Genomic DNA, 24,209 nt, shown 5'->3' on the forward strand with positions numbered 1-24,209 from the left:
GCTTGCTCGTCTCAAAAAAAGTATTTCACAGACGAGTAAGCTTTTTCTACCTTCAAAAACTTTTTGGGCAACCCTCCACCGTTATCGCTTCCATTTCACAGCCTCTACAAAAAATAGCGATCGCAGCCAAGCGCCCACTGCTATTAACGCATTAATACTTGTAATGCTTATGCAGCAAGGTTTGTAGCTTTTCTTAGTGCCATTCATGCGTTGACCCTTTTCTGCCATAGAAGCGAGGGTATTTTGGGAGGTAGTAGATTTACCGATACCGCCTTTACCGTAGAAAGCAATTTGTCTAATTTTTCCGTCGGACATGATGATTAATCCTGTAATTGTTTGTTTGCTGGGTCTGTCGGTTTATCAGGCATTGGTACTGTGTGCCTACCGAAGGCGTTGGCACTTTGTGCCTACCGGAGGTACTCGCGCTGTAAAATTACAGCAGTGACCTTATGTAGAACGTCGTTGGAGGTGCTCGTTCTACAGCAAAAAGAGTCCGAAGAAAGAACATATTCAAGTTGTGGTCAGTTTTCGTTGGTCATTAGTCATTGTTTTTTCTGACTAATGGCTAGAGCAATAAGACATCACTCAAGGAATATTGCAAGTATTACCAAACCCTCACTCAAATGATTTCTCTAGCGGTAGTAATACCAATTGGAAAAAAGAAAGCTACAGATTCCAAGCCGGAAACTCAAATTGAAATCCGAATTACGAATTGAGCATTATCAGTTGTTGTAATCACAAAGAAGGTTGCTCATACCTAAAGAGTGGTTGCAGCAGGATTTAAATTTACGCCAAGTTTCCCTAAATCACACAACCAACCATTGCAATCCACTCTAAACAGTCGCTACAACTTCTCCGATTTTGCTGATATCGTAACCGCCGAGAATTTCAAATTGTGAGTGAACCATCCGATGTCCCAAAGTACTGAGCAACTGCTGTACAGGTGCTTCTTCTAAATATTCTTTAAGAATCACCAAATCATATCGTGACCGATGTAAAGGGATAAATCCCAGCCCAAAGGCGGTAGCGACAGATGCCGTACTTATACCTGCATCGGCAACTCCTCTGACTACGGCTTGGGCAACATCTTGGTGAGTTTTGAGTATATTGTCAAAGCCCTGAACAGCATCGAACGGTATCTGCTCCTTTTGGAGTGTTTGTTCCAAAAGCATCCGACTACCAGAACCTATTTCGCGGTTAACAATAGTCGCTCCCCCAGCAACTAAGTCGCTAACTGTTCTAATTCCCATTGGGTTCCCTGACTTCAACAAAAGTCCCTCCTCCCAGACACCAAGGGTAATTAAAACTGCTTCCCTCCCAGCCAGAACATCTCGAACAAAGGGAGTATTATACTCACCAGTCTCAGGATCGTACAGATGCATCCCAGCGATGTGCGCCTCACCTCTGCATAGACTGTGCAATGCAGCCATGCTATTGGCGAAGTTATATTGGACTCGCAGTTGAGGATGCCAGCGTTCGGTGGCTCTTGCCCATAGTGAAATCACAGGGGCACAACCAGCAATCACAACCGTGTTGTGAAGTGTGTCGAGATTATCGTCCAAAAGACGGACTCGAACTTTATTTGTACCTGTTTGACTAGTGCCTTCACCATCAGCCGGAATCATATCTTGGCGAAAAGCATCCTTACCAATCAAGGGATAAGCTATCCATTGTCCTCCCACACGAGCCACACTAACTCGTAGTTGCTGACCATTCGGAACAGGTTTGGCAAGAACGGCTTCAATTTCAGGTAAATCCCGCTCTAACCAGAATAGATCCTCAACTTGACAGCCAAGCGCTTTGGCCAAGCGAAGTGTTATGGCTACTGAGGGAGCATATAGTCCCGACTCTACACCACTAATAGTCTGACGAGTCACACTAGCGATGTTAGCCAAATCTTGTTGGCTCATGCCTAAGCGAGTTCTAATCGACTTCAAGTTATTACGGAGGTCACTATCCTGCTTCATTGGCTTTGTCTCTTGGTTTCAAAAAGCCGTAGCGGATTTAAATATTGCATCTGCCAAGGCGAAAGTCTGGTCTTTGAGTTTATATCATTTCTCTTTGACGAGTTTTTGTGCTTTCGCTGTCTTGATTCCCCATATAAAAAGACTATCACATAAATTGCCAGTTTGCTTGCCAAGCGCAAATTATTTTTGCGGATGGTTACTTTTTACCTGCTCTTTTGGCTCAAAAGCCCCAAATTCCAATAAATAGAGCATTTGTTTAGTCCGAAATTTTTACCAACTTTATTGGTAAAAAGTAGCATTTAATACAGTACAAAATTTTGCGGTTCACAGGCAAATTGCAGTCAATCTTCTAGATAAAGACAAGCGCGTGAAACTTGGGATAAAAAACAAACAATTTCTGGCTGCAATGGATGACAAATATTTAGCAAGAGTTTTAGGGTTACCTTAAGCTAGTATATCAAAACTTGAACTTAATATTTTACGTAAAAGTTTCGCTATTTCTCCAGATAAGCATACTTTTCAGGTCATTAGAGCGTTAGCGTTCGCGGAGCGTCTCGTAGAGAAGCTCGCCGTAGGCATCGCTCTAATGAGAAATCTCAGCATTACTCCAAAACTCCAAAACTCAGTGTCATCGGCTCCATCTCGATGCCCTTGAAGAGATACTCCTTCATCCTCAAGCTAAACTGTACCCCTTGTCAAAATTTGAATTTGGAATTGCTGAGGATTAGTTGTTTTTCCCTATATTATCCCCCCAGGTATTACCATTTATCAGGCAGCCACAGCACCTAAGCAAAAGCAACTTGAAATAATAGTGTCAAAAGACAATCTGTCAAACCATAATTATGCTTAAAATATTTTTATAGAATTTTATTTACAAGCTTGTAAGACAATCTGTCAGAGAAGTTTATTGAATTATTGTGTTATGTTTGTCAATCAAAATGCTAGTCTTTTAAAGAGTATTTATTGAAATTTCTGTCAGATAATTATTTTTAAATTTCTATTAAAAAGTGGCAATAAATACAGAACAGAACTCAATATTTTTAGTTAAATATGAAATATCAAGAGCAAGAGTTAAAGAACCTCTTCATCTAAATAATGAAGCTTTGAGATTGAAAAGCTTTGTTATTTATAGAGTCTAATTCTTAATCATTAGCTCCATCCAAAAATTACAAAAAATTGTGGGTAGAGCTTTATGATTTTCGACTCATTCAATATTTAGACCTATCAAAATTGCCTGATGGCAATAGATTTGGAGGATACACTATGAGTTTTCTCTCAGATACAGTGATGCTTTCGCGCATCCAATTTGCTGTCACCAGCATCTTCCACATGTTTTGGCCTATCCTGACAATTGGGATGTCTTGGTATTTGGTGGTCATGGAAATACTGTGGCTAAAAACGAAAAATCCTGACTACTATCGCCATGCACGTTTTTGGTCAAAAATCTACATTCTTAACTTTGGTCTTGGTGTTGCTTCTGGTGTAGCGATTGAATTTGAATTTGGTGCAAACTGAGCACCATTTTCTTTAGCTGTTGGTGACTTTTTAGGCAGTATTTTAGGCTTTGAAGGCACGATGGCATTTATGCTAGAGGCTGCTTTCCTCGGCATTATTGTATAGTCCTGTGTGGCAGCAAGTCAGTAAACCTGCTCCTTGGGATGAAAAAATCAACAATGATGTCGTTTAACCGAGCTTTTTTACCAAAAACTGAAATTTTGCTCATTTTTTGGTAAAGGCATAATTTGTTGGGATATCGTGTTCATTTTGTAGAGGTATGGGCTTTTTTTACTCGTTGATGATCGCGGCGGCGATAGAGTAATTCTAACTGTCCTCCATATTCCTGAAACAACGCTATTTGCCGGCTATAAAGTCCGCGAAAGGAGTTAGCGAAAAACAATGTAAAGATAGCAACTATTAATCCAGATGCTGTAGACACCAAAGCTTCACTGATCCCACTTGTAACGTTTGCGGTTTTCGTACCTCCTACATCCCCAATATTCAAAGAAGCAAAGGAATTAATTAACCCTAAGACTGTACCAAGTAGACCGAATAGCGGTGCTAAACCAATGATGGTGTCAAAAATATTTTGAAACCGTTTGAGTATGGGGATCTCAGCTTGTGCTTCACTTTCTAAAGCTAAACGAAATTCTTCTGGAGTTGGTTCTTCTAATTCCAACGCTGCTAAAAAAAACCGTGCGAGGGGTAAATCAATATTTTGTCGGAGTTTATCTATTGCAGCCACTACATTCTCTAACTGATAGAGTTTTAATACCTCTTTAATTACACGACTTTGACGGCTATTAATTCTCACCCAAAACTTAACACGTTCAATAATTAACGCCACCGCCAATATAGAAAATACCAATAGCGGCCACATAACTACGCCGCCAGCACTAAACAAATTTTTAATTCCCATCTAAAAATACGGCGCAGAGACTCCTGTGACATCACCTCAGCAATGTTACGGTAGAGAAAGGCCGTCCTCCGATAAAGTTTACAGTTGAATGATTCCCGCTCAAATCGCTAATACTAGGAGAAATATAGCTATCAAGATCCGATAGATGCTTGATTTTATAGTTTTAGAATCAATCGGCGTTTGTAGCGGAACAATATTCCTTCTGCCTCGAACTGTTGCAATGTACGTGTGACAGTAACTCTTGACATATTCAAAACCTCAGCTATTTCCTGATGTGTAGTATAAAATTCAATAAGTTTTCCCTGTTCTACATCACGACCAAACTTTTTGCTTAACCATACTAAAAACTGCCATAATCGTAAGCTAATAGGTTTAGTATGGACAATGCTTAAAAGTTTTTCAACTTCCTGAATGTGGGATACAAAAGCATCTATATCTTGATGCCAAAGCTGAGGCGGCAAGACACTTGTTTCTACATTTGTGAGACATTGAATTTGGTATGGTTTGACGCTCGACAAAGGATAACCAACTAAATCTCCAGAACTCCAATAACCCAAAGTAATTAGTGTTCCGTTTTCAGTCAAAGTTAGGTTCCGCACTATACCTTTTTCGATACGCCACAGGATGTCATTGCGTGTGGGAATGATTTCATGACGCACGAATAGCCTGGTAGTTTTACTTTTTTCTAATGCTGATTGATAGACCGCATTTGGGGAATAAATCATAGGAGGCAATCTTATGAGAATGAGTAAAAATATTAAATTCTTTGAGCCTCTTTTACTAAATAGGTGAATAAATCATCAAGAACTCGATTGGCTGATAGATAGCTGCCAGCGAGCCAACAAAATTCATCAACTATATGAATGTTGCCCTGCCTGACAACATTCAGTTTTGACCACAAAGGTTCTGCCATTAGTTGATGGAGAGCGTTGTTTGACTCTGATGCATCTTTGAAGCCATAGCGCAAGAGAAATAGGACATCTCCATCTATCTGGCTGAGTACCTCTGGAGATACACTGTAGCCAACAGGGCTACCCTCTTTCTTTTTAGTTCCTTTTGCATCCAGATTTTGCGAAGGAGGACGAATTAGACCAGCATCTTCTAAGATCACTCCAGAGAATGAACTCTTGGTTGTCGCGTGAATTAGCTTTGGCGCGAGGCGCACGACAGAAACTTGAGTCTTTTTGAGTCGGGAACCCATCTTTTCTTTGAAGTCGGCTATGCGTGCGTTATATTTGTCGATTAGACGTTTTGCTGTCTTGGTTTGACCCAAAGCGTTTGCCGTCGGCATAAACGACTCTTTCCAGTCTCCACTGTTTGGCATCTTAACCAAAACGGTGGGTGCAATATGAGACAATAAACTGTAGTTGTCCCGGTTCTCATCAACCGTGCCTAAGATTAAGTCTGGTTTAAGGGTCATAATCTTCTCTAGGTTCGTTGGCGCAAAAGCCGCACCAATGTCTTCAATACCAAGCTGCTTATTATCTAACCCTAGCCCCTGGAGGGTTAAAGCCAGACCTGGAGCGCCCACCAGCTTGACCCCTAGAGCTAGAGGTATTTGCACGAGCCATCGTTGGATGACAACGACTCGTTGAGGATGGACGGGAACTAGGGTTTGACCCATTGCGTGTTGGACTAGGTGGACTTCTACAGCCGAGGTTTGATTTGAGGAAACGAGGCTGATATCGCGCTTTGGTAATTGGGGATTAAAGAAGCTGCAAGCAGAAACCACTAGGAGCGTGAGCAGCACAATCAAGTAGAATTTAAGCTTAGGCATATTGACAAAGTGAACAAGATAGAGGTTGTAGGAGAGTGATTGTCGTTAAGTGCGATCGCGTCAGCTTTGACGAAAGTGATCGCACTTGGATCTGTACAGAAGAAAGAAACTGAACTTAAAAATGTGTTTCTTTGAGTTCAACTTCCTTCGCCATAGAGCTTCTTTCCTCAGAACTTCCAACTCACTGTCCCCTGCACCGTAAATGGATCTTCAGGATAAACAAAGTTGATAGTTCGGGGGGTGAAGTACTGAACATTGAACAGATTCTTGAAGTTGAGCGCGATGCCAAGGTGGCCTCTTTGGTAGTACACAGCTGCATCAGTACGTACATAACTGGGTACACTAAATGCGTTGTTCAAATCTCCCTGCCGTTCACCCACATAAAACAAACCCAAGCCAAACCCTAATCCTTGCAGGTTACTCTTGGAAAAAGTATAAGTTGTCCATAAACTCGCGCTATTGAAAGGGACATTCGGCAGTCGATTGCCAATGGCATATACATTGTCCTTTGTCACCTGTGCATCCGTGTAAGCATAGGAGGCGATCGCATTCCAACCTGGCAATATCTCCCCCGTGACATTAAGTTCAATACCTCGGCTACGTTGCTCTCCCGTTTGAACATTAAATGTGGGATTATTTGGATCAGTCGTCAAAACATTGGATAAAGTCAGTTGATATACAGCAAGAGTTGAAGATAGCCTACTACTGAGGAAATCACCCTTGACTCCCACTTCGTATTGAGTGCCAGTACTGGGTTTAAATAAACTACCCCCAAAAGCGGTTCCAAGATTTTGGGAGAAGGATTGACTGTAGCTGGCATAGAGTGAGATGGGTTGGATAGGTTGATAGACAAGACCTACACGAGGACTAAATGCCTGGTCAGGTTGACTTCGATTGGCACTTGCATTTAAAAAGTTGGTAACACTACTCTGGACAAAATCTCCTCGTCCGCCGAGGACTAACTTCAGATTAGGAGCAAGGGTTACTAAATCTTGAATGTAAAGGCCGATATCATCATTGATCGTTTTTTGATTAAGTGTAGAAGTAACAGCACCAACGGGCTGACCGTAGACGGGGTTAAATAGGTCAATAGAACCAACAGTACTCATAGTCCGATTGTAAATATTGATCTCTCTGTACAAATCAAACCCTGCGACTAATTCATTCTGAAGACCACCGATTTTAAATTTACCTGTCACATGATTATCTAGAGCATACTCGTTATCCACACCTGGCCCTCCGATATCGGTTTGCTCTGAGCGTCTCAGAGTCCGACCATCGGGTTGTAGAGCCACAGAATTAGCACTATCTCTTAGAAAGCCAACAAACCTAACCTTAAAAGCATTCACCCAAGACCAGTTATCATTAAAGCGATGTTCCAAGTTATAGCCCAACAGAACAGAGGTAGTATCGTTTTTGGCGTTCACATCCAATGTGTTAAGACTGAGCGGAATCTTTCCGTTTGGGTTCGACAAAACAGTTCCTACAGCAGGTAGTCCTGTTCTCGGAAACTGCTGCTGGTATCGGAACTCTGTTTCAAAAGTGACTTTTGTATTGGGATCTATTTGCCAACTAACAACGGGCGCAATTAGATAACGCTGAGAGTTAAAAAAGTCAACAAAGCTTTCTGTATTGAAATAAGAAACATTTAACCGATAAAGGAGCGTTTTGTCAGAATTCAGAGGCCCAGAAATATCTAAAGTTGGTTGATACAAACTATAACTACCGACAGTCATACTGGCAGCGAAGTAAGGCTCACTTAGGGGCTGCTTAGTGATAAAATTAATCGTGCCACCTGGATTGCCTTGTCCGTAAAGGACAGAGGCAGGCCCCCTCAAAACCTCTATCTGTTCAATATCGTTGAGTTGAGTTTGTCCCGTTGTAGCTCCTCCTACATAGTCTTTAAGACCATTGTGCAGGATGTTAGTCGTCTGAAAACCCCTAATTGTGAACACATCACCATTGCTCGGCGAATTGAAAGCCTGGATAACACCGACACTTCTTAAAGCATCAATAGCGTTAACGGCTCCTTGAGCCTCCGAACTCTGCCGGGGAACCACTTGAATCGACTGAGGAATGTCGCGTAGTGGCGTTGGTGTTTTTGTGGCTGTACTCGCATCAGGAACGTTATAGCTTCCTTCAGGTGCCCCAATCACCTGTAACTCAATGGGTAGTTGTTGCTCTGGTGTCGGTGTTGGCTGCTGTGCTGTGGATGCAGTACTTGTCACCCCAAATACTAAACCTTCACTCTGACTATCAAATAACTCCACCACAGGCGCACCCGTTTCCCCAACTACTGTCACGCGCAGAGTGTTAGCATCTGCATTGGCTACTGTAATTAGTTCAATTCCGGCTACTGGCTTTGATAGTTGAAAACTCTCCCCACTTGCTAATTGCAACTGAGCATTGAGTATATTCGCTATGTAGGAATTACCGTCAGTTTTCGGTGAAACTGATAACTGCTAAGAATTGGGGGTAACTAAAATTAACTCTATTCCTTTGTCAGTGGTGTTTACTTTTACATCTGTGACTGACACCACAGGAGTTATTGCTTGACTTATTTGAGAAACAGAGTTCTGATTCCTGGGTGTCCTCAATAAATATACGGCACTGCTCTTACCAAATTGCAACTCGTTGAGGCTAGGAATCTCTGTCGTTGGTTGTATTGCTGTAGTTAAAGTTTTTTGCGATGATAGGTTATGTTCACTAGCGTTAGTATTTGGAATCTGTTGACCTAAAACTGGTACGGTAATCGCTAAACAAAAACTAGACAGCAAAAAACTGTGCCAAAAAAAGCTAAATTGTTTTTGTAAATACACTCTCAAACCCTCACACCCAATTGAATTACGCAAGCGATTGCCCAAGGGGCAGCGCCAAAGGCGATCGCAAACTGCTTGAACCACAAGTATTTCCGCTTTTTAAGCGTGCCATTCGTGAATGACTTTAAATATTTGCGATGACTTCCCCAATCTTGCTGATGTCATAACCACCGAGAACCTCTAATTGCGATCGCACTAGCCGATGTCCCAAGATATTGAGAAACTGCTGTACTGGTGATTGTTCTAAGTATTCTTTGAGAATCACCAAGTCGTATCGCGCTTGATGTAGGGGGATAAATCCCAACCCAAAGGCAGCAGCTATAGATGCCGTACTGATCCCTGCATCAGCGATTCCTGATGTTACAGATAAGGCAACATCTTGATGGTTGTGGGCAATATGGTCTAATCCTTTCACATTCTGGAATGGCACTCGTTCTTGGGGGTAAATGAGCAATCGTACAGATAGTTACGCTAAGGCTGTAACCCTTGCTGGATAAGCATTATGCCAATCGATATTTTGGGCAATTCTCAATGTACCAATTAACCTATAGGTTATTTGGTACAGTTTTTTGTACGGCACAACAAGGATTTGAAGCTCCTAAATTTCAAAGGCTTCAACTGGTACAGATATCCAGGATGTTAAAAATAGGTCATCAAGTCCTTAGCGTAAGTTTCTGAATGGATGCTCATTTCACCCCTTCTTCAAGGAGTTTCCGTTCTAAAAGCATCCGACTGCCAGAACCCACTTGCTGAGTAACAATAGTTGCGCCAAATTCTACTAAGTCGGAAACTGTTTTAACTCCCATTGGGTTTCCTGGTGGGACTAACAATCCTTCTTCCCAAACTCCAAGGGTAATTAAAACGAAATTCTTACCTGTTGCGGCTTCCCGTACAAAGGGAATGTTATGTTCTCCAGTTTGGGGATCGTATAAGTGCATCCCTGCAATGTGAACTTCACCTCGGCACAGACTACGCAATGCCGCCTTGCTGTGGGAGAAACGATAGTAAACTCGCAGTTTTGGATGCCAGCATTCAGTTGCTCTTGCCAAGAGGGAAAGCACAGGTGTACAACCAGCAATCACAACTGTATTTTGTAGTTTATCTATATCATTCAGCAGCCTAACCAGGACTTTATTTGTACCGTTCTGGCTCTTTGCTTCACCCTGCGAGTGATGCTCTTTCCTCTCTACGAGACGCTGCGCTAACGCTAATGCTGGGCTATTGCTGACGCTAATAACAGGTTGCTGATTCACTGCAACCATCTCACCATCAGATGGAATCATTTCGATGCGAAAAGCATCATTCCCAACCAGGGGATAAGGTAACAATTTCAATTGGGCTAACTGATACAGAAGTCAAAGCTTTATCGGCAATGCAGATTTCCGAAAATGAGTCATTGAATCATACAGCGACAAGATTGCTCCAGGGAATCCTGGGTCAGACAAAAGCTGGACTGGCGTTATCTAATGGTGATGAGATTAAGGAAATAGTTAAACAGGAAGTAAATGCTTTAGCTGTGTCTACAACTAATGGGGAAGAGATAAAACAGGTGATTAGGCAGGAATTAGCCGAAGCGATCGCTCAGATAAAAGGCTTAATGAATCAGCGTAATGGTGAAGTTGCTCTACCTAAACAAGAGGTTGTTTCTGTTGAGCAGCAAGTCCTACCAGATTATTTAGCAATACGCGAAAACGTCCTTTCTAAGTTGAAAACAGGTAAGCAATCAGCAGCCAAGGCAATTGACGCTTTTATTGAGGAACTGGGTGCTGTAAAGGAAGAACAACAGCCAGCAACTGTGGAATTAGATGTAGCGAGTTAGGATTTTTGTGCTGGCGACTATTAACCAGTCAACTTAATCACACCTTGGCTGACTAAATGTTCAAGCTGAGAATGATGCTGTGTTTGCTCCCGTAGCAACTTGAGTTGCTCATAAGTGAGAATGTGTAATCCGGGACGGACAACATAACCTTGAATGGTAATGCTTTGTGGCTGCTTGCTATCGGTGCGGTTGTAGGAAATTGAAGGCATATTTACAATTACGTAAGTTAGAACTGATTAGTAGAAGAAAGTTTAATTCTTCATTCTCTTACAGCTTCACACAATTTCCTCTTAAAAGGTGATTATAGAATCAGTCAAAGCCAAAATATGTAGAATATTCTCAAGAGAAGCGCTTTACAGTCCTAGCCAAGATGAACAAAATAGCAATGGACATTCACCATTAATTGCAGTTCACAATCCGGTTTATACTGTGCAATATAAAACTGTCCTAAACGAAAGCTGGAGCAGTTTTTGAGAGAAGCAAATTGTATATAAGACAAATAATATTGTCTCCGGTTTATTCATAGTAAGTACAGTCATCTAATACTATTCATCTCATATCTGTTCGCGTTTTGGCTCGTAATTAAGAACAACAATTCCACAGTTAAATGATGTAGCTTTTACTAATGTCAGATATTGTTTACTATCAAGTTCTTTGAAAATTGTCATTCCGTCACCAATTGCAATTGGATTAATGAATAAATGAAACTCGTCAATCAATCCTTGTTTGATTAGAGCCGATACAAAGGTCGCACCGCCATAAGCGATGATGTCGTTACCATCTTGTTCTTTTAATTTAGTGATTTCGTCAACAAGGTTGCCTTTTACTAAAACGGTATTATCCCATTCTGACTTATCAAGTGTTTTGGTAAAAACAACTTTGTGTGTATCCGTAAATTTCCTCCCGCCTGTAAACTCCGGGTCGTCAGGATTTGCAGCCACGCTACCCCAGTAAGGAATGAACCCGGGAGCAATGCGATTTTGTGAGGTACAAAAGATAGGTAACATAAATTACCTAAAGTTTTAGCGATCGCTACTTAGAAAAGGCAAAAACAAGGAACTTCGACCTCGGTTTATTGGGAATAAGCCCTGGTAATTGAGATATAAAATCCGATCTCACATTTTCGCATTGCTCCCAATGAACCCTTCGGCAAGTTTCCGTCCAAGAATAATGCAGTCAACAGGTTCAGTTATATTTTTGACATATTGTTTTAATTCGTCGTCCCAATTCCACGCCATAAATTCCATTTCACCATTGAGTCCGGCAATGTATCCGTCAAGGGTCATTTGTATTTGAAGTTTTAATTTTCTCATTGTCGTATTCTCCTTTGTGATGAATTAGGTTTATATTCAGCCCCTTTATAGTACATGGGTACTGCATAAATATCCTATCTCTTGTGGCTAAACATGAGGATGTATTTACCTAACCGAAAATGAAACCGTTACACCAATTAGACGGTTTTGGGGCAAAATAACGATTATCTATCGCGCCAAATCGACACAGTAGTAGTCGTGCATTGTTAATTTTCGCGTGTTGCTAGAAAATTATTCCTTTTCCCCTTTCTGAATAGGAGGTAATAATGCTAAATTTCCAATATTTGCAATACTTCAGGGTAATTTATGAATAAAGGTGAACTAGTGGATGCTGTAGCAGCCAAAGCCAACGTCACAAAAAAGCAAGCTGATGAAATCATAAGTGCTTTTTTGTCAATCGTTACCGAAGCTGTAGCCAATGGGGAGAAGATAACGCTCGTAGGGTTTGGCTCATTTGAACGGCGGGAACGCTCCGAGCGCGAGGGGCGTAATCCCAAAACCCAGGAGACAATGACTATTCCAGCAACTAGAGTACCTGCGTTTTCTGCTGGAAAGCAGTTTAAAGAAAAAGTAGCGCCATAAAGCATAAATAAGCCACCCTACCCAAAAGGTTGCCCCCAGCGCTCCCAGTTTTCCTTATTAAATGGACTGCGCCACTTCAAAATTAAGTTCAACTCCAACTCTTGCCGTGCGCGTCGATCAACCGGAGCATCCCACCAAAATGCGGCGTTGACTGCTGGAGAGTAACCCATAGCGATAATGTAAATCCTGGTAGCTAGCGATGTAATCTTTGCAGGCGTGTATACCCTGCCATCGCTTGTTAGAGCGGCAGGTTTCCCCCACATACAGCACAAGAGAAGCAGCCGAGTCAACGATGAAGTATAGACACACATCGCCAGGGCTATCTGCTGGCATTCTCCAAAAACAGAGCGATCGCACTGACAACTGCAACGGATCAATCCGGTCTGGGTCGCAGTGCTTTGGTGCAATGTCGAATAACGCAGTCTGCTCAGGCGGCTTGCTCTCCCTTACCCATTTCTGATAGTCCAAAATTTGCGCTTTCCACCGCACCAAAGCATCCTGGTTCATCACCAGCGCCTCTGTCAAAAGTGCTGGTGTGGGCGTTACAGATGGAAATAGGTTTAGCTGATTGGGTTCCAAGGGTATTGCGGGGAGCGTGCCGATTAGCTGATTATCCACCAGAACTGACAATTAAGAGCATTTGCTTTTGGTGTCGCCCCAATAACGAAAGTGGTAGAGTATATAGCGATCGCTACGCTAAAAATGTTTTTAAAATATGGCTGACCAAAAAGATAAAGCTCAAGAAAAAAACCGCCTTGAACAGCTTCAAGATGAACAAGGCAACACTGATTCTAAACACTCAGGCGGTGCTGGCGCTTCTGGCGGCAATTCAGGTGCAGGTAAATCTGGTACATCAAAAATTTCTGCCACTGGTACACCTGATGATATCGAAAAAATTGATCAGGATCAGGAGTAAAGCTGACTCAGACGAGTCAAGGTTAAACTGGATCGTCTCTGATTAGTAACTCAACTCAACAATCGTGGATTGAATACCTTATTATTCAGTCCACATAACCTTTCGCAACGCGATCATCAGAAGGCTGTCAAAGAATTATGGTCTTTGATATTCAATCCGCGCTTGATTAACATCAAGCTCAGATTCTAAAAACTCAAGTTTCGTGCTTTATGCAAAAAACGAATAATCTTGAAGTTGGCATTACAAAGGTTAGAAGTCAGCACAAGCCAGCGTATCACAGACGGCATCCGCGAATTTGAGCTTCTACACCACTATTTCGCTACAAAGTCAAGATTACAGGTATAATTCACAACTTCAAATGGGAAATATCATTCGCTCGGCGATCGCATACAGGTTAACCTATGACCACCTTGTTTTGCAGTGATGCAGATTAATATTTTCTCCAATAGCAGCTTATGCAAGCGCCGCTTCAGCAGTATCGCGATCGCTTTGGAGAATTAGACCCTTGGCTCTAGAAAAATTAACTTTTGGGAATAGCAGCACAGGTTAATGTTTGTTGCACCTGAGCAGAAGATTTATCTGCAAATAACTCAATTTTGCCTGACTCGTTGCGATGCCAACCTGTTGCTTGGATAACAGTTTCTGGGGATAAAGATATTTGTGCTTGTACTGTCTGTGTTTGACGGTATGCAGAGAGATCGCGGATATCAGACCAAGTGCGTAGGCGTAGCCCGTCGTAGACATCGCTTTTAAAGCAAAGCGTAGCCAATCGATTTTCTCTCTTACTGCCGAAAGTTCTGCTGATGTGGGCTATTGGAGTCATGAGTAGGGAGTTGGTGGTCAATCTTGGGTCAAGATTCGTTGCTAGACTTGAATAGGGAAAAAAGTTTAGTGTTATTGCCAGTCGAGCCTTTAACTTGATGACATCAAGGCGATGTTCTATGTCGGCGTAGTAGAAAACCCACTCCAATCAAGCCGATGCTAAATATCGCCGTGGTATTCCTCGGTTCTGGAACTGTTTGAAATGTTTGAAACGAACCTGAGATTAGAGGTAGACCTCTTATAGGAGCAGTTGGATCTGGGTTGAGTGTAAGATTTTCGGACAAGATCAGTGTGCCAATCGCACCCTCGAATGTACCTGAGCCACCAGTAATACTTATAGTATTAGAAACCGTGCCCACAAAATTTTGAAAGTCAAGGGTAGCAGTACCTCTGGTGATTCCGAATAGCTTATCTGCTCCTTGACCAAAAATTGTAATGTTACCAAGTGGTAAGTCGTTTAACCCAAACGTTGCTGGATCTGCCTCAATTGTAATCACACCTGTATTATTATCGAGATTGCCATAGCTGATATTTACAAGTCTAGTTAGACCGTATGGTGCATTAGCACTTTCACCTATATTGGTTATTTTTAAAATGTTTCCTGCGATCGGTTCAAGAGTAGTTTCTGAATTGTAGATAGCTGAAAATGGATATTGTATCTGCGCCATTACTTTTTTTGTACCTAGTCCAAAACTCAAAAGCGCCGCAGCTACCGGAGTGAACCATACAGACCGTAATCTAAGCATAATTAATTTGATTTTGATATTAGGTAGTGTTTACTTTCACTAAAGACAAACTACCGTAAATTTCTCAAAAAATAAACCATCTAATTAACTGTTACTTAGATGATGTTATCAAAGTTGGAAGAAGTATAGTTTTGTACTTGCATACTGAAGTAGATGCAACATTAAATAAGATTTAGTTATCTTTTATCTCTAAACCTTGCCACAGATACCAACAAGCAATAGAACGGTAGGGTTTCCACATTTGTCCTAAATCTTCTACAGTCTTTTTACTAGGAAGCTCTGCTAAACTATAAACTCTGCGAATCCCTGCACGAATACCTAAGTCATCAACAGGTAGAACATCAAGCCGATGTAAACGAAACATAAGCAGCATCTGCACCGTCCAACGCCCAACGCCTTTTATTGGTATTAAAGCTTCGATAATTGATTCATCTTCCATTGCCTGCAATTGATCTAGCGTAGGTAATCCATCTAAAACTTTTTGGGCAAGGTCTTTCAAATACAACACTTTGGGGCGTGAAATACCTGCTCCTCGCAAAACTTCATCTGGGGTGTTGAGGATATCTATTGCTGTAGGGAAAGGGCTATGGGGATAAAGTTGCAAAAATTTGCTATGAATGCTCCCAGCAGCCTTGCCGGAAATTTGCTGGTAAAGAATTGACCGAGATAGAGAAAAGAGCAAGTCTCCAGTTTGTTGTACCTGATAGAGTTTCCAATCTCCAATAATTTCTATTAGCCTTGCCAAGATAGGATCTGAATGTTTGAGAGTTGTAATCGCAATTGAATAATCCATTAGTTTATCAGCTAAAATCTAAGCGTTTGCCCTCTCATTGAATCATCCATTCCCAAGGACATTAAAACAATTTGCAATTATGTGAAAGTAACGGGGATTTAGCTTAAGTATCAAAACGAGTTGCTTGATAGAAGCAGGGAAGTGAAACCCTCAAACTTTGTTAAAAAATGAAATGGTTAATGGTATTATAGTACAAGCGAACTATCAAGAGCTTTGTGGTTATTTAGGGCAGTAATATTTATTAATAATTCGTAGTTAAAAAGTGAGGAATGCGCTTTAGCAAATTCTAATTCCCTACTTTTATAGTAAATGCTTTAAGTCCAAAACAGAGCGCCTAGTTGTAGGATAGTATATGCCGAAATCACAAAAACTAGAAGAAACTTTATCTATTCTTGCCCGAATTCGACGGCATCCGACAAGTGAAGAAGGGATCATAATTTTACGCCAAGTCCTCAAGAGTAAATATTCTATAGCTGTTGCCCAAGCAGCCAAGATAGTCGGCGAATTTACTATCACTGAGTTGGTAGCTGATCTTGTAGAAGCTTTTGCTCGAATGATGGTCAAACCCACACAAGTAGACCAAAATTGTCTTGCCAAGAAAGAGATAGCACAAGCACTGTATCACTTAGAATACAGCGATGAAAACCTTTTTCTGCAAGGGATTCGACATATTCAGATGGAGCCAGTATGGGGAGGAGTTGAAGATACTGCTGCCCATCTTCGGGGTATATGTGCTTTAGGTCTGGTGAGAATGAACTACTCAGACGTAATGAACGAATTAGCTGATCTACTAGCTGACCCCAAACCAGAAGCAAGAGTTGCTGCTGCAAAGGCGATCGCCTACACAGGAAATCCCCAAGGTGTACCTTTACTTCGTTTAAAAACCCGCATAGGTGATCAAGCACCACAGGTGATTTCGGAGTGCTTCAGTGCTTTGTTACAACTGGCTCCGGCTGATTCACTTGCAATAGTTGCTGGTTTTCTTTTTGACCCGAAGGAGCAAATCTGTGAGTTAGCAGCATTGACGTTAGGTGAATCACGATTAGAGGAAGCATTTGATCATCTCAGAAATTGCTGGGAGCAAACAAGGAATGTAGAACTTCGGCGCACATTGTTACTAGCAATTGGGATGTTGCGACAAGATAAAGCAATAGATTTCCTAATTTCACTAGTGGCTCAAAAAAAAGACATTGATGCAAAAGATGCGATTGCAGCGTTGGCTATTTATCGAGAAGACCGTGAACTGTGGCAGCGAGTAGATCGAGCTAGTGAACAAAGAACTAATCAATTGGGACTTTAAAAGCGTTGAGGATGTAGGAAAGTGTGAAAGTCTTACTAGCTCTAAGCTCCCAAAAACTATAGCGTGCATTAATCCTGTCCATCCCAGTTGTTCTGGGTTAGCACCCGCGTTCAATCATAATTTGACAGCATCAAATCTCCCAAGATGAGCAGCTACTTTGATTGCAGACTCACCATACCTACTCATGCCATTGACAAAACCAAGGCAATGGCCAAAACTAAGGCTCCAGCGACGGCTCCAGCGACGGCGAAGACCAAGGTAATGGCGAAGGCTAAGGCTTTGGCTTTGTCCAGTCCTAATGCGACAGCGACGACGAGGCCAACAGCGACGGTAATGGCGAAAGGCAAGACGATGGCGAAGGAAAAGGCGATGGCGGAGGAAAAGGCGATGGCGAAGGAAAAGGCGAGAGCGACGGCAACCACTAAGGTAACGGCTAATGCGACGGCGACGGCGAAGGAAAAGGCCCCGGCTAAATCCAAGGCTAAAGCTAAGGCAACGATGAGGGCGACGGCGAAAGCGAAGGCTAAGGCGAGGCTGACGGCTCCGATGAGGGCAACGACTAAGGCAGTCCAGCCTGAAACCTTAGTCTCTAAAGTTGAGCTATTAAATACAGAAACTATCAAGCCTCCAGTGATGGCTAAGAAAAATCCTGAAATTCCAGAGAGCAACCACGAAACACAAACTAGAAAACTAGCCCAACCCTTTTGCAGTCCAGCTTTTGCATTGTTAAAATTAGTCCCTCTTAAGTTAGCACCTGTAAAATCAGCCCCCCGAATATCTGCACCGCTAAAGTTTGCCCCAGCAAGGTTTTGACCTTTGAATGAACGACCTCTAAGATTCTGGCAGGAGAAGTCTTGGGGCATGGCTGGGCTAGTAAAGGCGAGGGTTTATGCACACTACACCTTGAGTATGTGCTTTTACGGACTGTAGTGCAATATTTCTTTTGTGATTTCATGCTAATGCTTCTGTTGTGAATTTTCGCAATGAACATTTAAAGATTAATACTACAAGCTGCTAGTTTTAGAGCTAAAGCATTGGGGTATCGCCACGGTTGGGAACCACCAATCCAAATATGTGAGGGTAAATGACCGATTGGTGCTTTGAGACTAAAATCAAATTCCGAGTTGGCAGAAGTATAATTGTATATATACCAACCAACTTGATGACAAAAAATACCATAATCTCCATTGACGTTTTTGTAAATAAGTGTCTGTACACTAAAACCAAAGCGTCCATGACTGGAATTCACCCATAAATGGTCAATAGTCTGCAAATCTGGACAGGGAATTTTTTCAAGATCACTACTAAATATATAACTACCTCTAGGCTTTGCTAGCGCTTGAGACATCAGTTCCCAAGTTTCTCGATCTGCTGATTGCCATTTTCCTTTTGCTAATAAACCACGCAAATTTGTGTAATCAATAGTACTTACTGTCTGATAATTAGAAATATTTAGCAATTTCTTAGGTTGTTGCTCTAGTGTCTGCAACACTTCTGTTGCAGATTGGAAGCGTTGAGAAACGGCATTTTGTAAAAGTTTATCTAAGATTTCACAGAGGTGAAGGCTAACAGTATTGTTTGCTGGTAAATTTTTTTGCCATACCCAGCAATCGTTAGTAATATCGAACAAATCAAAGGGAGAAACATTGGTGAGTAAGTAAATACATGTTACACCCAAACTGTACAGATCGCTAGCTGGTAATGCCTTTCCTCGCATTTGTTCGGGAGCAATATATTCTGGACTACCTACTATTGTGCCTGTACGAAGTTGCCTCGTATTAGTGGCGAGTTTAGCAACTCCAAAATCTATTAAAACTAAGTCTCCTCGAACCGAACGACGCATAATATTTTCCGGTTTAATATCTCGATGGATTACTTGTCTGGAATGGACAAATTGGAGTGTGAGCAATAAACTTTTTAATATCTCCCAAATTTGTGGTTCTTGAAAAACACCTTGTTGTTGCAATTCCTGGGCGAGTGTTTGTCCATCTACTAATTCTTCGACGATATAAAATTTTTTGTTTTGTTCAAATTGCGCTAGTAATTTTGGTATTTGAGAGTGTTTTAATTCATTAAGATGAAGTGCTTCCTCGTGAAATAATTTGACTGCCTTGTGCCAAACAGCTATGTTTTCCTCTTGAAAACATAGCTGTTTGATTGCACATTTGGGTTGTTCTGGAAGATGTTCATCAATAGCTAAAAACGTGATCCCAAAGCCACCGCGTCCAATGACAGCGAGTGGGCGATATCGCTGTTTGAGTAACAATTCCTGACCACAACTATTACAAAAACGAGAGGTTTCAGAATTTTGCGGACGTAGGCAATCAATATTAGTACAGTAGCTCATACTATAAGAGTTCTATTTGTTGCAATTAATATATATAAAGTATTCCCATACAAACGCCCCTCTCACTAAAAAAGATGACCTACTGGCTATTTTTTGGCAACCCCAGGCATCCGCGACTTTGAGCTTCTTCTGACCGCAGCCAACAGACATGGTTGCTGGTGATGGGTTGCTGAGTAAGGAAATTTGGGGATGGATAAAGTGGCGACACCGGACAGCCCGTCGTAGACATCGCTCTTAAAGCAAAGCGTAGCCAATCGATTTTCTCTATTACTGCCGAAAGTTCTGCTGATGTGGGGCGTTGCTAGGAAATCTGGCGCGAAGATTCGGTTTGGCCCGGATTTCTCACCACATCTCGATTAAGTCTGCGCTTGAGCAGAGGAGAGTTCAATATCTCCTTCAGAATTGGGAGGTTCAAAAGCTCATGCTTCACTAGTGCTGACGCTAACTGCATTAGCCGGAAATCTTGTCGAAGGTGGGTCATTGACTATCCCGTTTATTGCTAAAAAACTAAACGCAAGTGGGGAACTGACAGACTTGAACACGGTGCAGTCGCTCAAATTTCTCCTTGATGCCCTTGTGCGAGTAATTATAGACAACCGAAAATAACAGAAACTTGTACTCTATAAATAGACTGCTGAGGATGCTATTAAAGAAAGTACAATCACATGGCTTCATCTAATAAATTTCTCTACCACCGGAGTGTGCGCCCTCTCGATATGCTCCAAGGTGTAGTTACTTCTATCCTGCTACACTCTATTTTTTTAGTGGGGAGCAAATATTGGTACAGAGCTTTGATGCATGAGCCGAAGCAAGAAATTAGCCAAGAGATTCCAATCGAAATAGTTGAAGTTCCTCCTCAGAAAACAGACATAACTCCTCAAACCTCATTCCGGGCTACCAAAAATTCTCTTGCTGGCGGAAAAGCTTTGCCAAAAAGACCTATTTCTGTGATGAAGTCAGCGAATCTGGTAGGACATAAAGCCGATAACGCACGTTCTTCTGACTTAACAGCCTCATCTCCCGTGAAGGTATTCCAGACAGGACGGCAGCAGCAGAAAACGGAATTACCAAATCTATCTAGTCAACAATCGCAATTCAAATCTCGAAAAACAGCATCAGCATCTGCAAGCGAGGCAGCAGCACCAATGACTAGACCACTGCCAGTTCCACTCCTTAAAACATCACCCAACTCAAAGCAAATACCTTCAGTACCTGCAACCACAGCGCAAATACCTAATTCTAAGAAAATTGCAGTAGTAGCACCAGTGACTAGACCACTGCCAGTTCCGCTTCTTAAAACAGCGCCTTTGACAACACCTTTAGTACTTAACCCAAAACAAATACCTTCAGCACCTTCAACCACAGCACAAGTATTTAACTCTCAAAAAATTGCAGTAGCACCGATTACTACGCCACAGCCAGCCCAATTGGGAAAAACAGCACTTGAAAGAGCTACGACACTACCCAGGAGTCCGAAGAAGAAGTTAATGCAGTCGAGAGTTGCATTCAGTGGGCGAACACTGACTCAAGCTCAGTCATCTCTAAAAACAGGTGCAGCAAGTTTGTTGGGTGGTACTGTGGGTGTATCTAGTCAGAATTATCGCGCCGACCAACTTGCAACTGTGCCTAATTCTAACCGCGATCGCATTGGGACTTCTGGTGTTAATGCCAGCAGTCAAGATGTAGACCTCACCTCTTACTTAAACAAATTAAAGCAACGCGTTCAGCAGCAGTGGCTACCAGGAATGAGCCAGTCTAATCGGCGAACGGTGCTTAACTTCACTGTTAATCGTTCAGGTGAAGTTAACAATCTCAATATTGTACAAACCTCTGGATTTCGTGTGACTGATGAAGTAGCAATGAATGCGATACAGCGATCTGCACCTTTTGCACCTTTGCCCACAGGATATCGCAAGAACTACATTGATATTGAATTTACATTTGATATCAATGTTTTTGGCGAACTAAATTTATCGAGGGATGGTGGCTAACAACAGGTAAACAGAGTACCGCCTGGTTGGTGATATCGATGAAATCTGCTATATAACCAAGGTTGATGTCTTCTCCCAAACTCTTACCCAACAATTTTAAGGATGTTAATTTTCGCGTGTTGCTATAAAATTATTTCTTTTCCCTTTCTGAATAAGAGGTAACAATGCTAAATTTCGATTACTTGCAATATTTCAGGGCCATTTATTTATGAACAAAGGCGAATTAGTGGATGCTGTCGCAGCAAAGGCCAACATCACGAAAAAGCAAGCCGATGAAGTCATTAGTGCTTTTTTGTCAGTTGTTACCGAAGCTGTAGCCAATGGGGATAAGGTAACGCTGATTGGTTTTGGGTCATTCGAGCGACGCGATCGCTCAGAGCGTGAAGGGCGTAATCCGAAAACCAATGAGCCAATGACTATTCCAGCGACCAAAGTTCCTGCGTTTTCTGCTGGTAAGCAGTTTAAAGAAAAAGTAGCACCATAGATGAATTGCTTTACCACTAGCAATCCAATCCGATGCAAAGCCACAATCGATTAATTGAAGTATCGAATCGACTATGAAACTTTGACTGCTTCTTAGGGAGTATGTCAATACGATTCTGGTATTACTCCCGTACCAACAAATCTGTTTCTGTTAAAATCGCGTCTTCCAGCACGTAAATTTTGAGGCAGTGCCATGTGTGCAAAGGGATTTGGACAACCCCAACCCACTAAAATCGATAAACTTATTGAATCTGCGGTGCGTTATTGCCACAAGCGACACCCAGAAGACCTAGACAGCATCTTTGATAATCTACCTGTCAACCTCAACCAACGAGTAGTAACGGGGATTTTGGCAGCATTGCAGAAAGATATTGACACTTTGAGTTGGTTTTGCGGCTATATGGCATCAGAAATCAACCGCAGTGAGGACAACCAAAAGCCTCATCATCCCATCGCCGAACTTAGCAAAACTCTGATTACATCGGGGATGGAACCGTTTACTGATTTTATGCCTTATCCTGGTTGCCGCCTCGTCATACTCAATTCGGAAAAATTTGAATCATTACCAAAGTCAGTTCAAACCATAGTGCAGCAGGCTTTTGATATTAGAGAAAGTAGTGGGACAGAGGCACAAAGAATAAATGATGCGTTGCTACAAGAGTTAATGGTTCAGGAATAAGTAAAAAATGTGATGAAGTACCCGCACGCCAACTCTTGGAGACGCTTTGTGCTTAGGGGGAAGGTCAAATAATGCCGTCTGCTGTGGTGGTTTGTTCTCTCTCACCTTCTGCTGATATTCAAAAATCTGAGATTTCCACTTCAGCAGCGCCTCAAGGCTCATTACCAGTGTCTCTGCTCTGCGTTCTGGTGTGACGGTCAAATCAGAAAATAAATTTAGCTGGTTGGGTTCCAAGGTGATTAATGGGAATGTACAAACCAGTAGATTATCCCCCACAATTCAATGGGTCAAACCTGTTAGCAGCTTACTAGAGCGATCGCAGTTTTGATTTTGGGCATTTTAAAGTAGCGTTTACTAAATACAGCTATGTTTAAAGGATTCGGTGGGTCAAAGAAAAAATCAGTGCTTGAGGACAATGAACTGACCACAGGGATTGTTCAGCATCCAGTTACGGGACTTTGGCAGACATGGATATCATTTACTGGTAATGATATTCAATGTATTACCGCCCATGCGAACCCTGATGATGCTGACCGGGTAGCGAAACAGATGGCTTCGGCTTGGAGTGAAGGGAAATATAAAACTGGGGAAGAGGTGACAGCTTTTATTAAATCTCTGCCGACTGATGCTGTCATAGACCCATTGCCCCAAAATATTGTGATGCAATTAAGTCAGCAGGCATTAAACGCAAGGAAGTAAGAAAGAGCGATGGCTTTACAGAGTACGTTCAATTGCTGCCAAATTGGGCATTTCAAGGAAGACCGTGGGTTTAGGAATCTGGATCGATGCAGTTGAGATGCTCACAGCCAAAAGCTTGAGTCATCATTGCAGATAGCTGTTGAGAAACTTGTCCATCAAAGTTGAGTTTGAGCATGATTTGATCATAGGTTTGTCCCTGCACTATCAGCTTTGCCATTTGCTTAAACTCTACCCAAGTCAAATCACTCTCAACAAATGCTTTCGCAAGAGTAATTACCAGATCCTCATAATCATTGTCTTCCAGTTTTGTCATCATTCGGTGTTCAATGTGAAGCGAATCATCGAAACAGTAATACCAGGATTTCGGTTGCTCTTTCACTACCTTTCGGAAAAAATCTTGTTGTTTGGAAAGGTTAACAGCGCGATCTGCTTCACTACATACCATTAAAATAGGAGCAGAAATACAGCCTTGAGCCTTTTCTGAAACTTCCTTTGCCAACTCAAGAAATATCCGTAATGCCTTGAGACAAAAACCTTTATAACCAAAATTGCCAGATGCGTCTTTATTAAACCATTCAAAGTAAATTGGTAGGATTTTGATAAGTTGATCTAATATAGCGGTATGCATTTGAATGAGATACGAACTTGTGTACTATAGGTTTGATTTACTGAATTTAAGAGTTACTTGGAAGACTTGATACTGGTTCTACGTATTCAGTGATGCAATAGCAACAATGAGT

At 41.9% G+C, this 24,209-nt stretch carries 25 protein-coding genes and 6 pseudogenes; 9 read left to right on the top strand and 22 right to left on the bottom strand.

All coding sequences use genetic code 11. The features are described from left to right. Window positions 1-204: 204 nt before the first annotated feature. Both nifH and CDG79_RS29335 read right to left on the bottom strand, forming a co-directional pair. Window positions 205-315, bottom strand: a pseudogene (gene nifH, locus CDG79_RS41435) (nitrogenase reductase); the annotation flags it as partial. A 518-nt stretch (window positions 316-833) separates the two neighbouring features. Beyond that, window positions 834-1,967, bottom strand: coding sequence for a substrate-binding domain-containing protein (locus tag CDG79_RS29335; RefSeq protein ID WP_094345278.1), 1,134 nt, complete (start codon window positions 1,965-1,967; stop codon window positions 834-836). A 1,263-nt stretch (window positions 1,968-3,230) separates the two neighbouring features. On the opposite strand from CDG79_RS29335, the pseudogene CDG79_RS29340 reads away from it, so the two are divergent. Further along, window positions 3,231-3,584 (top strand): annotated as a pseudogene (locus CDG79_RS29340) (cytochrome ubiquinol oxidase subunit I); the annotation flags it as partial. A gap of 142 nt (window positions 3,585-3,726) precedes the next feature. Here the strand turns inward: CDG79_RS29340 and CDG79_RS29345 are convergent. The 8 genes and pseudogenes from CDG79_RS29345 to CDG79_RS29375 form a co-directional block, all read right to left on the bottom strand. Continuing rightward, complete coding sequence (locus tag CDG79_RS29345; RefSeq protein ID WP_094345279.1) at window positions 3,727-4,383, bottom strand: MotA/TolQ/ExbB proton channel family protein; 657 nt, start codon at window positions 4,381-4,383, stop codon at window positions 3,727-3,729. 155 nt (window positions 4,384-4,538) lie between these two features. Then, a complete protein-coding gene (locus CDG79_RS29350; RefSeq protein WP_094345280.1) occupies window positions 4,539-5,108 on the bottom strand; it encodes a Crp/Fnr family transcriptional regulator in 570 nt (189 codons plus the stop codon). A gap of 32 nt (window positions 5,109-5,140) precedes the next feature. Beyond that, on the bottom strand, window positions 5,141-6,160 hold the full coding sequence (locus CDG79_RS29355) for an ABC transporter substrate-binding protein (protein WP_094345281.1): 1,020 nt from the start codon (window positions 6,158-6,160) through the stop codon (window positions 5,141-5,143). A 167-nt stretch (window positions 6,161-6,327) separates the two neighbouring features. After that, on the bottom strand, window positions 6,328-8,433 hold the full coding sequence (locus CDG79_RS29360) for a TonB-dependent siderophore receptor (RefSeq protein ID WP_442945221.1): 2,106 nt from the start codon (window positions 8,431-8,433) through the stop codon (window positions 6,328-6,330). Further along, window positions 8,431-8,589, bottom strand: a pseudogene (locus CDG79_RS45005) (AMIN domain-containing protein); the annotation flags it as partial. The pseudogene CDG79_RS45005 and the gene CDG79_RS29360, both read right to left, overlap by 3 nt. A 33-nt stretch (window positions 8,590-8,622) precedes the next feature. Next, on the bottom strand, window positions 8,623-9,063 hold the full coding sequence (locus CDG79_RS29365) for a hypothetical protein (RefSeq protein WP_094345283.1): 441 nt from the start codon (window positions 9,061-9,063) through the stop codon (window positions 8,623-8,625). A gap of 40 nt (window positions 9,064-9,103) precedes the next feature. After that, window positions 9,104-9,418: pseudogene (locus CDG79_RS29370) on the bottom strand (substrate-binding domain-containing protein); the annotation flags it as partial. Between the two features lie 253 nt (window positions 9,419-9,671). After that, a pseudogene (locus CDG79_RS29375) lies at window positions 9,672-10,142 on the bottom strand (substrate-binding domain-containing protein); the annotation flags it as partial. 110 nt (window positions 10,143-10,252) lie between these two features. On the opposite strand from CDG79_RS29375, the gene CDG79_RS29380 reads away from it, so the two are divergent. Beyond that, complete coding sequence (locus CDG79_RS29380) at window positions 10,253-10,798, top strand: hypothetical protein (protein ID WP_094345285.1); 546 nt, start codon at window positions 10,253-10,255, stop codon at window positions 10,796-10,798. Window positions 10,799-10,818: 20 nt separating this feature from the next. Here CDG79_RS29380 and CDG79_RS29385 read toward each other — a convergent pair whose 3' ends face one another. From CDG79_RS29385 to CDG79_RS29395, 3 genes are all read right to left on the bottom strand, one after another. Further along, window positions 10,819-11,007, bottom strand: coding sequence for a hypothetical protein (locus tag CDG79_RS29385; RefSeq protein WP_094345286.1), 189 nt, complete (start codon window positions 11,005-11,007; stop codon window positions 10,819-10,821). A gap of 345 nt (window positions 11,008-11,352) precedes the next feature. After that, on the bottom strand, window positions 11,353-11,805 hold the full coding sequence (locus CDG79_RS29390) for a dihydrofolate reductase family protein (protein WP_094345287.1): 453 nt from the start codon (window positions 11,803-11,805) through the stop codon (window positions 11,353-11,355). A 108-nt stretch (window positions 11,806-11,913) separates the two neighbouring features. After that, window positions 11,914-12,111, bottom strand: a complete 198-nt coding sequence (locus CDG79_RS29395) for a dihydrofolate reductase family protein (RefSeq protein ID WP_143855608.1) — start codon at window positions 12,109-12,111, stop codon at window positions 11,914-11,916. 306 nt (window positions 12,112-12,417) lie between these two features. Between CDG79_RS29395 and CDG79_RS29400 the strand changes: the two genes are divergently transcribed. Continuing rightward, window positions 12,418-12,693: an HU family DNA-binding protein gene (locus CDG79_RS29400; protein WP_094345288.1), complete on the top strand. Its 276-nt coding sequence runs from the start codon at window positions 12,418-12,420 to the stop codon at window positions 12,691-12,693. 117 nt (window positions 12,694-12,810) lie between these two features. Here CDG79_RS29400 and CDG79_RS29405 read toward each other — a convergent pair whose 3' ends face one another. Beyond that, complete coding sequence (locus CDG79_RS29405) at window positions 12,811-13,323, bottom strand: GIY-YIG nuclease family protein (RefSeq protein WP_223278383.1); 513 nt, start codon at window positions 13,321-13,323, stop codon at window positions 12,811-12,813. An 85-nt stretch (window positions 13,324-13,408) separates the two neighbouring features. Between CDG79_RS29405 and CDG79_RS29410 the strand changes: the two genes are divergently transcribed. Next, complete coding sequence (locus CDG79_RS29410) at window positions 13,409-13,609, top strand: hypothetical protein (protein WP_094345289.1); 201 nt, start codon at window positions 13,409-13,411, stop codon at window positions 13,607-13,609. Window positions 13,610-14,129: 520 nt separating this feature from the next. Here CDG79_RS29410 and CDG79_RS29415 read toward each other — a convergent pair. From CDG79_RS29415 to CDG79_RS29425, 3 genes and pseudogenes are all read right to left on the bottom strand, one after another. Beyond that, a pseudogene (locus CDG79_RS29415) lies at window positions 14,130-14,360 on the bottom strand (hypothetical protein); the annotation flags it as partial. Between the two features lie 175 nt (window positions 14,361-14,535). Beyond that, window positions 14,536-15,177: a hypothetical protein gene (locus CDG79_RS29420; RefSeq protein WP_094345290.1), complete on the bottom strand. Its 642-nt coding sequence runs from the start codon at window positions 15,175-15,177 to the stop codon at window positions 14,536-14,538. A 172-nt stretch (window positions 15,178-15,349) separates the two neighbouring features. Next, window positions 15,350-15,970: a DNA-3-methyladenine glycosylase family protein gene (locus tag CDG79_RS29425; protein ID WP_094345291.1), complete on the bottom strand. Its 621-nt coding sequence runs from the start codon at window positions 15,968-15,970 to the stop codon at window positions 15,350-15,352. 352 nt (window positions 15,971-16,322) lie between these two features. Here CDG79_RS29425 and CDG79_RS29430 point away from each other — a divergent pair, with 352 nt between their 5' ends. Further along, a complete protein-coding gene (locus CDG79_RS29430) occupies window positions 16,323-17,270 on the top strand; it encodes a HEAT repeat domain-containing protein (protein WP_094345292.1) in 948 nt (315 codons plus the stop codon). A 182-nt stretch (window positions 17,271-17,452) separates the two neighbouring features. Here CDG79_RS29430 and CDG79_RS42880 read toward each other — a convergent pair whose 3' ends face one another. The 3 genes from CDG79_RS42880 to CDG79_RS44145 all read right to left on the bottom strand — a co-directional run bounded on the left by CDG79_RS42880 (window position 17,453) and on the right by CDG79_RS44145 (window position 19,846). After that, complete coding sequence (locus CDG79_RS42880; protein ID WP_094345293.1) at window positions 17,453-18,133, bottom strand: pentapeptide repeat-containing protein; 681 nt, start codon at window positions 18,131-18,133, stop codon at window positions 17,453-17,455. Window positions 18,134-18,261: 128 nt separating this feature from the next. Then, complete coding sequence (locus CDG79_RS29440; protein ID WP_094345294.1) at window positions 18,262-19,617, bottom strand: serine/threonine-protein kinase; 1,356 nt, start codon at window positions 19,615-19,617, stop codon at window positions 18,262-18,264. 79 nt (window positions 19,618-19,696) lie between these two features. Continuing rightward, the gene (locus CDG79_RS44145; RefSeq protein WP_223278384.1) at window positions 19,697-19,846 is read right to left on the bottom strand and encodes a hypothetical protein; all 150 of its coding nucleotides are present in this window, start codon (window positions 19,844-19,846) and stop codon (window positions 19,697-19,699) included. Between the two features lie 436 nt (window positions 19,847-20,282). On the opposite strand from CDG79_RS44145, the gene CDG79_RS29450 reads away from it, so the two are divergent. The 3 genes from CDG79_RS29450 to CDG79_RS29460 all read left to right on the top strand — a co-directional run bounded on the left by CDG79_RS29450 (window position 20,283) and on the right by CDG79_RS29460 (window position 22,770). Next, window positions 20,283-21,608 (top strand): energy transducer TonB, encoded by a 1,326-nt coding sequence (locus CDG79_RS29450; RefSeq protein ID WP_094345296.1) that lies wholly within the window; start codon window positions 20,283-20,285, stop codon window positions 21,606-21,608. A 208-nt stretch (window positions 21,609-21,816) separates the two neighbouring features. Continuing rightward, a complete protein-coding gene (locus CDG79_RS29455) occupies window positions 21,817-22,092 on the top strand; it encodes an HU family DNA-binding protein (protein ID WP_094345297.1) in 276 nt (91 codons plus the stop codon). Between the two features lie 192 nt (window positions 22,093-22,284). Next, entirely contained in the window at window positions 22,285-22,770 is a 486-nt protein-coding gene (locus tag CDG79_RS29460; protein ID WP_094345298.1) for a hypothetical protein, read from the top strand. Here CDG79_RS29460 and CDG79_RS29465 read toward each other — a convergent pair. Further along, complete coding sequence (locus CDG79_RS29465) at window positions 22,753-23,046, bottom strand: hypothetical protein (RefSeq protein ID WP_189525177.1); 294 nt, start codon at window positions 23,044-23,046, stop codon at window positions 22,753-22,755. The genes CDG79_RS29460 and CDG79_RS29465 overlap by 18 nt on opposite strands. Window positions 23,047-23,172: 126 nt before the next feature. Here CDG79_RS29465 and CDG79_RS29470 point away from each other — a divergent pair, with 126 nt between their 5' ends. Then, window positions 23,173-23,469 carry a hypothetical protein gene (locus CDG79_RS29470; protein ID WP_223278385.1) on the top strand — a complete coding sequence of 99 codons (297 nt, stop codon included), beginning with the start codon at window positions 23,173-23,175 and terminating at the stop codon, window positions 23,467-23,469. A gap of 70 nt (window positions 23,470-23,539) precedes the next feature. Here the strand turns inward: CDG79_RS29470 and CDG79_RS29475 are convergent, their stop codons facing one another. After that, entirely contained in the window at window positions 23,540-24,097 is a 558-nt protein-coding gene (locus tag CDG79_RS29475; protein ID WP_189525178.1) for a hypothetical protein, read from the bottom strand. Window positions 24,098-24,209 lie beyond the last annotated feature (112 nt).

Source organism: Nostoc sp. 'Peltigera membranacea cyanobiont' 232 (assembly GCF_002245985.1).
In the GTDB taxonomy this organism is placed as follows: Bacteria; Cyanobacteriota; Cyanobacteriia; order Cyanobacteriales; family Nostocaceae; genus Nostoc.

Coding starts and splice junctions, on each gene's coding strand:
- CDG79_RS29425 (WP_094345291.1), bottom strand. CDS start 15,970: ATGGATTATTCAATTGCGATTACAACTCTCAAACATTCAGATCCTATC.
- CDG79_RS44145 (WP_223278384.1), bottom strand. CDS start 19,846: ATGTCTACGACGGGCTGTCCGGTGTCGCCACTTTATCCATCCCCAAAT.
- CDG79_RS29455 (WP_094345297.1), top strand. CDS start 21,817: ATGAACAAAGGCGAATTAGTGGATGCTGTCGCAGCAAAGGCCAACATC.
- CDG79_RS29440 (WP_094345294.1), bottom strand. CDS start 19,617: ATGAGCTACTGTACTAATATTGATTGCCTACGTCCGCAAAATTCTGAA.
- CDG79_RS29345 (WP_094345279.1), bottom strand. CDS start 4,383: ATGGGAATTAAAAATTTGTTTAGTGCTGGCGGCGTAGTTATGTGGCCG.
- CDG79_RS29400 (WP_094345288.1), top strand. CDS start 12,418: ATGAATAAAGGTGAACTAGTGGATGCTGTAGCAGCCAAAGCCAACGTC.
- CDG79_RS29410 (WP_094345289.1), top strand. CDS start 13,409: ATGGCTGACCAAAAAGATAAAGCTCAAGAAAAAAACCGCCTTGAACAG.
- CDG79_RS29460 (WP_094345298.1), top strand. CDS start 22,285: ATGTGTGCAAAGGGATTTGGACAACCCCAACCCACTAAAATCGATAAA.
- CDG79_RS29420 (WP_094345290.1), bottom strand. CDS start 15,177: ATGCTTAGATTACGGTCTGTATGGTTCACTCCGGTAGCTGCGGCGCTT.
- CDG79_RS29395 (WP_143855608.1), bottom strand. CDS start 12,111: ATGAGAAAATTAAAACTTCAAATACAAATGACCCTTGACGGATACATT.
- CDG79_RS29385 (WP_094345286.1), bottom strand. CDS start 11,007: ATGCCTTCAATTTCCTACAACCGCACCGATAGCAAGCAGCCACAAAGC.
- CDG79_RS29350 (WP_094345280.1), bottom strand. CDS start 5,108: ATGATTTATTCCCCAAATGCGGTCTATCAATCAGCATTAGAAAAAAGT.
- CDG79_RS29475 (WP_189525178.1), bottom strand. CDS start 24,097: ATGCATACCGCTATATTAGATCAACTTATCAAAATCCTACCAATTTAC.
- CDG79_RS29335 (WP_094345278.1), bottom strand. CDS start 1,967: ATGAAGCAGGATAGTGACCTCCGTAATAACTTGAAGTCGATTAGAACT.
- CDG79_RS29430 (WP_094345292.1), top strand. CDS start 16,323: ATGCCGAAATCACAAAAACTAGAAGAAACTTTATCTATTCTTGCCCGA.
- CDG79_RS42880 (WP_094345293.1), bottom strand. CDS start 18,133: ATGCCCCAAGACTTCTCCTGCCAGAATCTTAGAGGTCGTTCATTCAAA.
- CDG79_RS29380 (WP_094345285.1), top strand. CDS start 10,253: ATGGAATCATTTCGATGCGAAAAGCATCATTCCCAACCAGGGGATAAG.
- CDG79_RS29355 (WP_094345281.1), bottom strand. CDS start 6,160: ATGCCTAAGCTTAAATTCTACTTGATTGTGCTGCTCACGCTCCTAGTG.
- CDG79_RS29390 (WP_094345287.1), bottom strand. CDS start 11,805: ATGTTACCTATCTTTTGTACCTCACAAAATCGCATTGCTCCCGGGTTC.
- CDG79_RS29450 (WP_094345296.1), top strand. CDS start 20,283: ATGGCTTCATCTAATAAATTTCTCTACCACCGGAGTGTGCGCCCTCTC.